This window comes from Geobacter metallireducens GS-15 (assembly GCF_000012925.1).
In the GTDB taxonomy this organism is placed as follows: Bacteria; Desulfobacterota; Desulfuromonadia; order Geobacterales; family Geobacteraceae; genus Geobacter; species Geobacter metallireducens.
This window is the reverse complement of the sequence record NC_007517.1, coordinates 3759017-3771688: the sequence shown is the minus strand read 5'-3', so window position 1 is coordinate 3771688 and position 12672 is coordinate 3759017. Positions and strand designations below refer to the sequence as shown.

The window sequence follows — 12672 nt, the reverse complement described above, 5'->3', positions numbered from 1 at the left end:
AAGGGAGCCAACGGTTATGGCTGAAACTAATCGCGCAGTAATAAAGCTCAGGGAAAAATTTTCCGCTTCCGTGCTTGATGTGAAAGAGTTCCGCGGAGAGGTGACGGTTACGGTGAAGCGTGAGGACATTGTTGAAATTTGCAATTTCCTCAAGTCGTCGCTTGCCTATAATCTCTGTACCGACGTAACCGCGGTGGACTATCTGGGGAAGCAAGAGCCACGCTTTATGGTAGTTTACAATCTTTATTCGATTCCGAATAAAGACCGCCTCAGGGTTAAGGCGGGGGTTCCGGAGGCTGGCTGCTCCATTGATACGGTTTCCTGCGTCTGGAGCGCGGCCAATTGGTTGGAGCGTGAAGTTTACGATTTGATGGGTGTGGTCTTCAATAATCACCCAGATCTTCGTCGGATACTGATGACTGATGACTGGGTCGGCCATCCGCTTCGGAAGGATTATCCGCTGCAGGGGCCTGGTCGTGAGCCTTACAAAGGGCGGTTGTCGTAGCGATACGGATTATTTGAGCGAAATTAACCTACTCTAGAGAGAAGAATACAGAGGCGCGCAATGGCTAGTACTGAGATTATGACAGTCAACATGGGGCCACAGCATCCGAGTACCCACGGCGTTTTGCGGTTGGTCGTCGAACTGGACGGCGAAATCATCCAAAAGATTACGCCGCATATCGGGTATCTGCACCGTGGCGTTGAGAAACTCTCGGAACACCGCACGTACCACCAGACGATCCCTCTGACCGACCGTCTTGATTACCTTGCACCGATGCACAATAACCTCGGCTATGTGTTGGCAGTTGAGAAGCTCTTGGGAATTGAGGTTCCTGAACGTGCTCAGACTATACGTGTGATCTTGGCTGAGTTGACCAGGCTCAAATCTCACCTTGTCTGGGTTGCGTGCCATGCCCTTGATATCGGTGCCATGACCGTGTTCATCTATGCTTTCCGCGAGCGTGAGATGGTGATGAGCCTTTATGAGAAGATTTCCGGTGCCCGGATGACAAGCAGTTATTTCCGGGTGGGCGGTCTCTCGTCGGACGTATATGACGGATTCGAAAAAGACGTGAGGGAAATTGTTGACACGTTCCCCGGTCATTTTGATACGTATGAGGGGCTTCTCACCAAGAACACTATTTGGCTTAACCGCACGGTCGGCAATGGCGTGATATCTGCTGAAGATGCAATTGATTACGGCATTACCGGGCCTGCGCTGCGTGGCTCGGGTGTTGATTGGGATCTTCGCCGCGACAACCCCTACAGTGGGTACGAGAAGTACCAGTTCAAGGTTCCAGTGGGGGAGAAGTGTGACACCTTCGACCGTTATAAAGTCAGGCTCGTCGAAATGCGCGAAGCGGTCAATATCATCCGTCAGGCTCTCGACTCCCTTAAGCCTGGTCCCGTCTTGGCTGATGCACCTCAAGTGACTTATCCGCCCAAGGAAAATGTTTACAATACGATTGAGGGACTTATCCATCATTTCAAGATAGCCAGCGAAGGATTCCCTGTTCCTGAAGGTGAAGTATATCAGGGAGTGGAGAACCCCAAGGGAGAGCTTGGCTACTATATCGTCAGCGACGGTGGCAACAAGCCGTACCGCATGCGCATACGCCCCCCCTCATTCGTCAACCTTGGGGCCATAGAGAAGATGGCAAAGGGTTCCATGATTGCAGACCTTGTTGCCGTTATCGGTACGTTGGATATCGTGCTTGGTGAAATCGACCGGTAATGCCACTGCGATAAAGGAGAGGGAGTAATGAGCAACGCTCCGGCCGAAGCGACAAATGTTGAGGAAACGCCAGTAGAGGAAATAGATCTCGGACCGGCGAACCATGTCATTGACAAATACTTGACCCTTCCAGGCAATCTTATGCCGGTGCTACAGGGTATTCAAGATGAGTATGGCTATGTGCCAAAGCCGACCATCGATCTGGTGGCAGAGCGTCTCAATGTCTATCCCAGCCAGATATTCGGAGTGCTGACATTTTATGCCCAGTTCCATCTCAAACCTCGTGGACGCTACATTATCCGGGTCTGTGTGGGAACCGCGTGTCACGTTCAGGGGGCTCCCCGAATTGTTGAAACCTTTTTCGACAAGCTTGGGATTAGTCATGCCGAAACCTCACCCGACCTTCGGTACACCTTTGAGAAGGTTGCTTGTCTCGGTGCCTGCGGGATGGCTCCTTTGGCGATGGTCAACGACGACACCTTTGGGAAAATGACAGTGCAAAAGGTTGAAGAGATTATCGCTGAGTATAATCAGCGGCCGATGAAGTAGGATCGATCCAACCATTCACATCAGAGGATAGAGCGTTATGGGCGAAGCTATAAAGATTCTGATTTGTCAGGGGACAGGCGGCGTATCGGCCGGTGCAAAAAAGGTCGAGGCCGAATTTAATCGGATAATTTCCGAAAGAGGCGTCAACGCCGTTGTGGGCAAGCGTTGCGACATTATTAAGACTGGCTGCCGCGGACTCTGTGCAAACGATGTTCTCGTCGATATCGTGGATCCTGAGCTTGGACGGGTCACCTATGATTTTGTGCAGCCAGAAGAAGTAGCGCAGCTCGTTGATGAACACATCATCAAGCGCACGCCTTTGGAAAAGCGAAAGGCAAAACCTTATTACAATACATTTGTCGATCAACAAATGCGGATTGTTATGACCGGTTGCGGTCAGATTGATCCCGAGAGCCTTGACGCCTATCTGGCAGAAGATGGATTCAAGGCCATCGAAAAATGCGTGAAAGAGATGACTCCGGCTGCGGTTATCGATGAGGTCAAGAAGGCGGGTCTGCGCGGCCGTGGGGGGGGGGGCTTTCCCACCGGCATGAAGTGGTCCTTTTGTGCTGCTACACCCGGGAAGCTTAAATATTTGATCTGTAATGCTGACGAAGGGGATCCCGGGGCCTTCATGGACCGTTCGATCCTTGAGGGTGACCCCTACTGCATCATCGAGGGGATGATGATTGCGGCGTATGCGATCGGTTGCTCTAAGGGGTACGTTTACGTACGCGCAGAGTATCCGCTGGCGATTGAGCGCCTCCAAAAGGCCCTTGATGTATGCCGTGAGAAAGGCTATCTCGGGCACAATATACAAGGTTGGGGCTTTGACTTTGACCTGATTATCAAAAAGGGTGCCGGTGCCTTCGTGTGCGGTGAAGAGACTGCGCTCATGGCTTCCATCGAAGGTGAACGAGGCATGCCACGCCCCCGGCCACCGTTCCCTGCGGTCAAGGGCTTGTGGGCCAAGCCGACCAACATCAATAACGTTGAGACGTTTGCCAACGTCCGTCACATAATCAACAAGGGAGCTGAGTGGTATGCCTCCCTCGGAACTGACACGACCAAGGGGACCAAAATTTTTGCCGTCACTGGCAAGGTAAAACACACGGGCCTTGTTGAGGTTCCTGCAGGCATGACAGTTCGCGATGTTATTTATAATGTCTGCGGTGGGATTGCGAATAATCGCAAATTCAAGGCGGTACAGGCGGGTGGGCCCTCTGGTGGCTGTATCCCTCCTGAAGTGCTTGATACTCCCGTTGACTACGATTCATTGATTAAGGCCGGAGCCATGATGGGTTCGGGTGGTCTGGTCGTCATGGACGAGACAACCTGTATGGTCGACGTTGCCCGCTTCTTCCTTTCGTTCACCAGAATGGAGTCTTGCGGGAAATGTGTCCCCTGCCGGATTGGCCTCAAGGTTATGCTTGACATTCTGGAGAGAATTACCGCAGGCCGCGGCCAGGCGGGCGACATTGAGACTCTTCTGGAGATGGGCAGTACCATCAAGAAGGCTTCTTTATGTGGCCTCGGCCAAACAGCGCCGAACCCTATTCTCTCGACCATTCGCTATTTCCGGGAAGAGTACGAAGCCCACATCACCGATAAACGCTGCCCGTCAAACTGCTGCAAGGAACTACTCCTGTGGCAGGTAATAGAGGAAAAGTGCGTTAAGTGCGGTGCGTGCTTCAAAGCGTGTCCGGTAGACGCAATTGTCTGGGAAAAGGGACAGGTTGCCTATTTGGACAAGGAAAAGTGTACAAAATGTAAGTCGTGTTATGACGCCTGTCGGTTCATGGCGATTGAGTAACAGCTCGATGAGCTAACTATCCGAGGTTATACAGAGGTCAAGATGGTAAATCTCACGATTGACGGAAAACAGGTAACGGTACCCAAGGACGCTACCATTTACGATGCTGCAAAATCAGCCGGCATCAGGATACCCATTCTCTGTCACGACAAGAAGCTCCATCCCTTCGGCGGTTGCCGTATGTGTCTTGTCGAGGTCGAACAGATGAAAGGGCGCCAGATTCCGGCGTGTACGACCCCTGTAACTGAGGGCATGATAGTCAACACCATGACTCCTGAGATTATTCAGGCCCGTAAGCTCGTTCTTGAACTACTGTTGCTGAAGCATCCAATCGACTGTCCTGTTTGCGACGCCGCTGGCGATTGCGACCTCCAGAATCTCACCTACGAATACCAGGTGAATTCAAATCGGTTCAAAGATGAAAAATTTCAGCATCAGATCGACTACCAAAACCCGCTCATTGAACGGGACATGAATCGTTGCGTTCACTGCGGCAAGTGTGCTCGAATCTGTGATGAAATAGTTTCATTCGGCGCCTATACCTTTATCAATCGGGGTCTTGAAGCAAAAATTGGTACAGAGTTCGATGGACCGCTTAATTGCGAGTTTTGCGGATCATGTGTATCAGTTTGCCCCGTTGGCGCTCTCGTGAGCAGACCGTTCAAATTCAAGGCCCGCTGGTGGTCATTGAATAAAGTGAAGACGGTTTGTTCTTACTGCGGAACGGGGTGCCAGCTAACTCTTGGGGTAAAGGATAACAAAGTACTTACCACGGTCTATGACGAGAATCAGGGTTTCCATAATGGTCAGCTTTGTACTCGTGGTAGATTTGGATATCAATTCGTGAACAGTGATAAGCGTCTCAAGACACCACTGGTCAAGAAGAACGGTAAGCTTGAGGAGGCCAGCTGGGACGAAGCTCTCGGACTGGTACACCAGAGACTTGCTGATGCAAAAAGCGTTGGTGCATCATCTGTTGCCGGACTGGTAACGCCCCGTCTTACCAATGAAGAGCTCTATCTTTTCAAGCAGCTTTTCAATAAAGGAATTGGGTCCGATAACATTGATCACTCGGCAGGCTACGCCCACGATGCGTTGACAGCGGGCGCGGTCGAGAGCCTTGGGTATCCAGCCTCGCCAGCTTCTATTTCGGATATTCAGACAACGAATCTGTTGTTGGTTGTGAAGACGGATGCTTACGAAACGCACCCTGTCCTTGGCTTTGAGATAAATCTCGGAGTGAAGCGCAAAGGCGTTAATCTCCGAATTGTGTCGGACAAGAAAGGTAAGCTTTCAAAACTTCCGAACGCTATTACATATGTTCATAAGCCCGCAAGTGAAGTCCTCCTCTTTAATGCCCTTGCAAAGGTCATCGTTGATGAGGGACTTGCTGACAGCTCAGCCTCATCCCTCCCTGGTTATGACGATTTCGTTAAGAATCTCGGGGCATGTGCTCCGGCTATTGTCGCAGCCCAGTGTGGTATGTCAATTGAAGATATTACAACCCTTGCACGCGACTATGCAAAAGCCGAGAAGGCACTCATCATGCTGCCCATCGGGCTTGCCTATCCGGGGCATGGGAAGGCGCTTGCCCAAGCCACCATCAACCTTGCGTTGCTTACGGGCAAGATTGGCAAAGAAGGGTGTGGCGTTCTCATAATGGGCGAGAAGAACAATAGCCAGGGGGCTGCTGATCTTAGGATTCATCCGGTTGCAGGTGGTCGTGATGCCATGGGAATTCTAGACGGTTGTGCTTCAGGCGCCATCAAGACACTGTACGTAGTTGGTGAGAATCCCGTTATCTCTTACCCGAACCGTAAAAAGGTCGAAGCTGCTCTCGATGCTGTCGAGTTCCTTGTGGTTCAGGATCTGTTTATGACCGAGACGGCCAGTAAAGCAGATGTCGTTCTCCCGGCATGCTCCTTTGCTGAGAAGAATGGTACCTTTACCAGCGCCGGTAAGGCCGTTCAAAGGGTTCGCAAAGCAATAGATACTATCGGCATGGCCCGCAGTGACTTTGATATATTTAACTCTTTGTATTCAACCCTTGGGTGTGACTCCTTTAAAGGATTGTCGGAAGTTTTTGCCGAGATTGCGTCTGTGGTTCCTTCGTACAGTGGGCTTACTTTCGATGGTTTGGACGAGAACGGTTCAGTCTATTCAGTTGCCAACAGGCTGCGGTTCGTTTCAACGGTTGCGGATGGCCAGGAGTCGGCAGCTGGTGCGATGGCTCTCGTTACGGGCAATGCTCTCAATCATTGCGGTACCTTGTCGCTGCATGGGGAAGGCCCCATGTATGTCTGCCCAGAAGGATATGTAGAGTTGAATAGTGGCGATGCTAAAAAACTTGGCGTTGAAAATGACCAGACGTTAACAGTGAAATCGTCTGTTGGAGAAGTCAAGCTGAAGGCCAAAGTAAGTATGCGCATGCCTGAAGGTGTTGTGTTCGCGCCGTATCATTTTTCCGACATGTCCATTAACAGTATCACCAACGGTGCACCTGTTACGTGGGTTACAATAAGCAAGTAGCTATACTTGGATGTAAAGTCCACTCACAACACCATCACATCAAGAGGGGAAGAGTGCAAATGGGATACGAAATATTGGGATTGCCGATGGCATACTACATCGCCATGGTACTCAAGGTTCTCGTGGTGTTCGTCTTCGTACTGCTTACTGTGGCGTACGCCACCTATGCTGAACGTAAGATCATTGGTCACATGCAGGTGCGGCTTGGTCCAATGCGCACTGGCTGGCATGGCCTGCTGCAACCGATTGCAGACGGTGTTAAGCTATTCTTTAAGGAGGAGATAATCCCTTCGAAAGCGGACAAATTCGCCTTCCTGATAGCTCCTCTGATAGCGCTCGTCCCAGCGTTCATTGGCTTCGCAGTCATCCCTTTTGGTGAAACAATTGAGGTGGGTGGCTACAAAATACCCCTCCAAATTGCTGCATACTACGACACTGCGTCGGGACAAGTTGTAGACCTCAATGTTGGTGTCCTTTATATCCTTGCGCTGGCATCAATAGGTGTATATGGCATTGTCTTGGCCGGGTGGTCTTCAAACAGCAAATATTCACTTCTCGGTGGTCTGCGCTCCTCCGCCCAGATGATCTCTTACGAGTTGGCCGCTGGTCTGGCGATCATTTCGGTCTTTATGCTCTCTGAGTCCCTTTCGCTCCAGAAGATAGTGGCTGATCAGGCCAATGGTGCCTGGTACGCCTTTAAGCAGCCCTTGGCGTTCATACTTTTCTTTATCTGCTCCATTGCAGAAATCAACCGGACCCCCTTTGACCTTCCTGAAGCTGAAACAGAGTTGGTTTCCGGTTTCTGCACCGAATATTCAAGTATGAAGTACGCCATGTTCTTCATGGCAGAATATGCAAACATGGTAACGGTCTGTGCTGTAACAACCACCCTGTTCCTGGGGGGATGGCATGGTCCCAGCTTCTTGCCCGGTTGGTTCTGGTTTATTGCAAAGGTCTATTTCCTGATCTTCACGTGCATGTGGATTCGTGCTACCTATCCCCGCTACCGGTATGACCAACTGATGCGTCTCGGATGGAAGGTGTTCCTGCCTTTGACTCTGATCAATATCGTAGTAACTGGAATTATTGTATCACTCTAGTCACAACCTATTACGAGGTTACACGCCATGATAATGCCATTGATTAATGGTCTCAAGATCACCCTGAAGCATATGTTCATGAAGCCAGTTACGCTTCAGTACCCAGATGAGCGGCCGACACCGTCACCCAATTTCCGTGGCTTGCATGCTCTGAAGGTTTCTCACAGTAAAGCCAAGTGTGTTTGCTGCTATCTCTGTCCTACAGTGTGCCCAGCAAAATGCATAACCGTTGAGGCTGGTGAGGATCAGGAACACAATAAATATGCCGAGCGGTATGAGATTGATATGCTGCGGTGCATTTTCTGCGGCTATTGTGTTGAGGCTTGCCCTGTCGATGCCCTTAAGATGACGGGTGAATTTGAATTGGCAAATTATAAGCGCGAAGATTTTGTATTCGTCAAAGAGCGACTCTTAGAAAAGTAATAAAGGAGCAGCAATGGAAACGTTCTTCTTCATGATCGTGGCAGCAGTAGCTGTCCTGGCCAGTATTCTGGTCATTACCTGCAAGAACCCGATCAACAGCGCGCTCTCTCTCATTCTGACTTTCTTCTGCTTGGCAACTCTGTACGTGACGCTTGATGCACCGTTCATGGCAGCCATACAGGTGTTGGTCTATGCAGGCGCAATCATGGTCTTGATTGTGTTCGTAATCATGCTTCTCAACGTACGGACAGAATCTGGTCGGAGGAGCTCGCACAGTGTGCTGTTTGGCAGTCTGATCGGACTATTTAGCTTGTTCCAGCTGTTCTACCTGTTTAATAGAAGTTCGCTCACAGGGCAGAAGGGAGCAATTGATTCGGCTCTCATAAACAAGGTTGGCCATACTGAATTGATCGGCAAAGCGTTGTACACTGACTTCCTTCTCCCCTTCGAGGTGACCTCCATTCTTCTCTTGGTGGCCATCATCGGCGCGGTTGTTCTCACGAAGAAGAAAATCTAACTGACAGGGGTTAAGCTCATGGTCTCTTTGCACAGTTACTTGATACTCAGCGCAATACTATTTTCCATCGGGACCATTGGTGTCCTCATCAGAAGAAATGCCATCGTTATCTTTATGTGCGTCGAAATGATGCTAAATTCGGTCAATCTTACCTTCATCGCGTTGTCTAAGCATCTTGGAAATGTTGACGGACAGATATTTGTTTTCTTTGTTATGACGGTTGCCGCAGCAGAAGCCGCCGTGGGCCTGGCGCTTATGATTGCATTTTATAAGAATCGTGAGTCTATTGACGTTGAAGATATCAAGCTCATGAGACTGTAGCAGTTCTGACAGAACTTACGAAATTCTGAATTACTCGCGATAATAAAGGAGTCAGGAATGTTCGAGTACGTATGGCTGATACCACTGTTCCCTCTGATCGGCGTCGTCATAAACGGCCTTCTTGGGAAGAAGATCAAGAACGAGACCGTGATCGGTGGAATAGGATCACTCATGGTGTTCGGTTCGTTTCTTGTGTCATTCGGCATCCTGATCGAGCTTCTCTCGAGATCTGCGGAAGAGCGCGTCTTTGAGAAGGTGCTCTTTACGTGGATTAAATCCGGTAACTTCAACGCTGAGATCGGTTTTCTTATCGATCCGCTTTCCGCGCTGATGATCATGGTCGTGACGGGTGTTGGTTTCCTGATTCATGTTTACTCCATCGGCTATATGCACGGTGAAGAGGGCTTCTATCGGTATTTTACCTACTTGAACCTTTTCACTTTCTCTATGCTCCTTTTGGTGCTCGGGAACAACCTCCTGCTTATGTTTGTCGGTTGGGAAGGAGTCGGTCTCTGCTCTTACCTCCTTATTGGTTACTATTTCCATAAGAAATCAGCGGGAGACGCCGGCAAGAAGGCATTCGTAATGAACCGGGTAGGTGACTTCGGTTTTCTGCTGGGTGTCTTCACGCTCTACTGGTATCTCGGACAAAACCATAATGTCTGGACCATCAATTTCCGTCAATTGGCAGCAAATGCCCATCTTCTTCCGGTTGGTGGCGTAGTTACGGTAATTGCACTCTGCTTCTTCCTGGGTGCTACCGGCAAGTCAGCACAGCTTCCACTCTATACATGGCTTCCTGATGCCATGGAAGGCCCGACGCCAGTATCCGCACTCATCCATGCGGCAACAATGGTCACAGCTGGCGTATATATGATCGGTCGTTTGAATTTCGTATATATTCGTTCGCATGAGACGATGATGATTGTTGCCATAGTTGGTGCGGCTACAGCCATTTTTGCTGCGACTATTGGTACTGCTCAAAACGATATCAAACGCGTCCTTGCCTATTCAACAGTATCGCAGCTTGGTTTCATGTTCCTCGCCATGGGTGTTGGCGCCTTTACTGCGGGTATTTTTCACCTGATGACTCACGCGTTCTTCAAGGCCTGCCTCTTCCTAGGGTCTGGTTCAGTCATTCATTCAATGCACCATGCCTTGCATCATGCCCATTCCCATGATGACCCGCAGGACATGCGTAACATGGGTGGTCTGAAGAAGCAGATGCCGATAACCTTCCTGACATTCCTTGTGTCAACTATTGCTATCGCCGGTATCCCAGGTTTCTCCGGGTTTTTCTCCAAAGATGAGATTCTCTGGCAGGCCTTTGCCAACCCGCTCCATGGAGACCTGAATATTATTCTCTGGGCAACTGGCGCTATAGCCGCAGGTTTCACGGCGTTCTATATGTTCAGACTTGTGTTTATGACCTTCTTCGGTGAGTGTCGCATCGTGGAAAAGGCAAAGAGCCACCTCCATGAATCTCCCCTTGTCATTACTTTTCCGCTGATGGTACTTGGTTTGCTGGCTGTCGTAGGTGGTTACGTTGGCATACCGAAGCTGATTGGCGAGCTTTTTGGGGGCATTCCGAATTATCTTGAGCACTATCTTGAGCCAGTATTCAAGGGATCCGAAGAGTTCATGGCTCAGCAGCTCGCTCATGGTGCGGCTCACCATAGCCCTGCACTTGAGTGGGGACTCATGGGCACGTCTGTTGTGATCGCGCTGATCGGTATCTCCATTGCCTTCTTCCTCTATGTGGTGTCACCGTCCATTCCTGCAAAATTCACAGCTGCCTTCCCGGCGCTCCACCGGGCAGTTTATAACAAGTGGTATGTTGACGAACTCTACGATTTTCTCTTCGTCAACCCCTGCAAGGCGCTCGGTAATGGTCTCTGGAAAGGTTTTGACGTCGTGGTGGTAGATGGTGTTGTCAACGGTGTTGCGGCAATCGTCAAGGGTTTCGGTGGCGCGCTCAGAAACATTCAGACAGGGTATGTGCACAACTATGCCCTTGGCATGTCACTCGGTGTTGTAGTTATCGTTGCCTTCTATCTCTTCCGCTAACTCTGAATTACCAATAGGACTAAAGGAGCAGATTCATGAGTCAGTTTCCCTTAATCAGCGTGATGACCTTTCTACCACTTCTAGGGGTCGTACTGCTCTTCTTCGTTCCCAAGCAGAGCCATTCTGCACAGCGGGGGCTTGCACTTCTGGTGGCTCTTGCGACGTTTGTCGTATCACTTCCGCTTGTTACCGGCTTCCAGAGCAACGCTGAGTTCCAGTTTGTGGAGAAGGTACCCTGGATCGCTGCCGGCCCGTACCAGATGAATTATCATGTTGCCATCGATGGAATCAGTCTCTGGCTCGTGATTCTGACAACCTTCATCGTGCCAATCGCCATTCTTTCAACCTGGACAGCCGTTGAGAACAAGGTGAAGGAATACATGATCTGTCTCCTCCTCCTTGAGGTCGGGATGCTTGGCGCTTTCGTTTCACTTGACCTGTTCCTCTTCTACATATTTTGGGAGGTCATGCTCATTCCAATGTACTTCATCATCGGTATATGGGGTGGGAAAAACAAGATATACGCTGCGCTCAAGTTCTTTATCTATACAATGGTCGGTTCGCTCCTGATGCTGATCGCTCTTGTCGTCCTTTACTTTAAGGGCGGAGCCGGCGACTTCAGTGTGCTTCGCTTCTATGATCTCGCTCTCGATCCTGCGACCCAGACCTGGATGTTCCTTGCGTTCGCTTTGGCCTTTGCCATTAAAGTACCGATGTTCCCGCTGCATACGTGGTTGCCGGATGCACATACCGAAGCCCCGACCGCTGGTTCCGTAATTCTGGCTGCCGTTCTCCTTAAGATGGGAACCTATGGTTTTGTACGCTTCGCCATGCCGCTTTTCCCGGACGCTACAGCTCAGTTTACTCCTCTCTTTGCAGTCCTTTCAGTGATAGGTATTGTGTATGCTGCCCTTGTGGCTATGGTTCAGGAGGACGTAAAAAAACTTGTTGCCTACTCCTCAGTTGCACACCTTGGCTATGTTATGCTCGGCGTGTTTGCGCTCAACCAGCAAGGACTCTCGGGCGGAATGATTCAGATGCTCAATCACGGTGTTTCCACTGGCGCACTGTTCCTTATAGTTGGTTTCATCTATGAGCGTCGTCACACTCGTCTCATAACTGATTTCGGCGGATTGGCCAAGCAGATGCCGGTTTTTGCTACAATTTTCATGATTGTCACCCTTTCTTCCATCGGTCTTCCGGGAACCAACGGCTTTGTTGGAGAGTTCCTTATTCTCATCGGTGCGTATGAAAGTGAACTGCGTTGGTATGCTGTAATCGGGACGAGCGGCGTGATTCTTTCCGCAGTTTATATGCTCTGGATGTTCCAGCGTGTCATGTTTGGAGAGCTGAATAACCCCAAGAACCAGACGCTTACAGATTTGAATGCACGCGAAGTGGTGATTATGCTGCCGTTGCTCGTGTTGATCTTCGTTATGGGCGTGTATCCTACCCCCTTCATCGACAAAATGAGCCCATCGCTTGAGAAATTGATCGTTCACGTCAAGTCGAAGCAGACCGCCAAGGCACAGATTCCTCAGATCCCGGCACCGCAGGCTCTTCCTGCCGCCGTGCTGCCTGTTGAGCACAAGTAATCGGTTTCAGAAAAGCCACC

At 50.1% G+C, this 12672-nt stretch carries 11 protein-coding genes; all 11 read left to right on the top strand.

The annotated features are described in order from the left end of the window. Positions 1-16 precede the first annotated feature (16 nt). From GMET_RS16805 to GMET_RS16755, 11 genes are read left to right on the top strand one after another with little or no spacing between them, the layout of a single operon-like run. Complete coding sequence (locus GMET_RS16805) at positions 17-505, top strand: NADH-quinone oxidoreductase subunit C (protein WP_004512579.1); 489 nt, start codon at positions 17-19, stop codon at positions 503-505. Between the two features lie 60 nt (positions 506-565). Further along, positions 566-1738, top strand: coding sequence for an NADH dehydrogenase (quinone) subunit D (nuoD, locus tag GMET_RS16800; protein WP_004512578.1), 1173 nt, complete (start codon positions 566-568; stop codon positions 1736-1738). Positions 1739-1765: 27 nt separating this feature from the next. After that, positions 1766-2287: a complex I 24 kDa subunit family protein gene (locus tag GMET_RS16795; protein WP_004512577.1), complete on the top strand. Its 522-nt coding sequence runs from the start codon at positions 1766-1768 to the stop codon at positions 2285-2287. 37 nt (positions 2288-2324) lie between these two features. After that, positions 2325-4100, top strand: a complete 1776-nt coding sequence (nuoF, locus tag GMET_RS16790; protein WP_004512576.1) for an NADH-quinone oxidoreductase subunit NuoF — start codon at positions 2325-2327, stop codon at positions 4098-4100. Positions 4101-4142: 42 nt separating this feature from the next. Further along, positions 4143-6629 (top strand): molybdopterin-dependent oxidoreductase, encoded by a 2487-nt coding sequence (locus GMET_RS16785; RefSeq protein WP_004512575.1) that lies wholly within the window; start codon positions 4143-4145, stop codon positions 6627-6629. A 59-nt stretch (positions 6630-6688) separates the two neighbouring features. Continuing rightward, positions 6689-7729 (top strand): NADH-quinone oxidoreductase subunit NuoH, encoded by a 1041-nt coding sequence (nuoH, locus tag GMET_RS16780; RefSeq protein ID WP_004512574.1) that lies wholly within the window; start codon positions 6689-6691, stop codon positions 7727-7729. 27 nt (positions 7730-7756) lie between these two features. Further along, entirely contained in the window at positions 7757-8152 is a 396-nt protein-coding gene (gene nuoI, locus GMET_RS16775; protein ID WP_004512573.1) for an NADH-quinone oxidoreductase subunit NuoI, read from the top strand. Between the two features lie 13 nt (positions 8153-8165). After that, a complete protein-coding gene (locus GMET_RS16770; protein WP_004512572.1) occupies positions 8166-8669 on the top strand; it encodes an NADH-quinone oxidoreductase subunit J in 504 nt (167 codons plus the stop codon). An 18-nt stretch (positions 8670-8687) separates the two neighbouring features. Next, entirely contained in the window at positions 8688-8990 is a 303-nt protein-coding gene (nuoK, locus tag GMET_RS16765; RefSeq protein WP_004512571.1) for an NADH-quinone oxidoreductase subunit NuoK, read from the top strand. A 57-nt stretch (positions 8991-9047) separates the two neighbouring features. After that, positions 9048-11057 (top strand): NADH-quinone oxidoreductase subunit L, encoded by a 2010-nt coding sequence (nuoL, locus tag GMET_RS16760; protein WP_004512570.1) that lies wholly within the window; start codon positions 9048-9050, stop codon positions 11055-11057. A gap of 35 nt (positions 11058-11092) precedes the next feature. Then, on the top strand, positions 11093-12652 hold the full coding sequence (locus tag GMET_RS16755; protein ID WP_004512569.1) for an NADH-quinone oxidoreductase subunit M: 1560 nt from the start codon (positions 11093-11095) through the stop codon (positions 12650-12652). Positions 12653-12672 lie beyond the last annotated feature (20 nt).

What these genes read in the sequence shown, in the direction of transcription:
- GMET_RS16805 (WP_004512579.1), top strand. Translation starts at nt 17, where the DNA reads ATGGCTGAAACTAATCGCGCAGTAATAAAGCTCAGGGAAAAATTTTCC.
- nuoD (WP_004512578.1), top strand. Translation starts at nt 566, where the DNA reads ATGGCTAGTACTGAGATTATGACAGTCAACATGGGGCCACAGCATCCG.
- GMET_RS16795 (WP_004512577.1), top strand. Translation starts at nt 1,766, where the DNA reads ATGAGCAACGCTCCGGCCGAAGCGACAAATGTTGAGGAAACGCCAGTA.
- nuoF (WP_004512576.1), top strand. Translation starts at nt 2,325, where the DNA reads ATGGGCGAAGCTATAAAGATTCTGATTTGTCAGGGGACAGGCGGCGTA.
- GMET_RS16785 (WP_004512575.1), top strand. Translation starts at nt 4,143, where the DNA reads ATGGTAAATCTCACGATTGACGGAAAACAGGTAACGGTACCCAAGGAC.
- nuoH (WP_004512574.1), top strand. Translation starts at nt 6,689, where the DNA reads ATGGGATACGAAATATTGGGATTGCCGATGGCATACTACATCGCCATG.
- nuoI (WP_004512573.1), top strand. Translation starts at nt 7,757, where the DNA reads ATGATAATGCCATTGATTAATGGTCTCAAGATCACCCTGAAGCATATG.
- GMET_RS16770 (WP_004512572.1), top strand. Translation starts at nt 8,166, where the DNA reads ATGGAAACGTTCTTCTTCATGATCGTGGCAGCAGTAGCTGTCCTGGCC.
- nuoK (WP_004512571.1), top strand. Translation starts at nt 8,688, where the DNA reads ATGGTCTCTTTGCACAGTTACTTGATACTCAGCGCAATACTATTTTCC.
- nuoL (WP_004512570.1), top strand. Translation starts at nt 9,048, where the DNA reads ATGTTCGAGTACGTATGGCTGATACCACTGTTCCCTCTGATCGGCGTC.
- GMET_RS16755 (WP_004512569.1), top strand. Translation starts at nt 11,093, where the DNA reads ATGAGTCAGTTTCCCTTAATCAGCGTGATGACCTTTCTACCACTTCTA.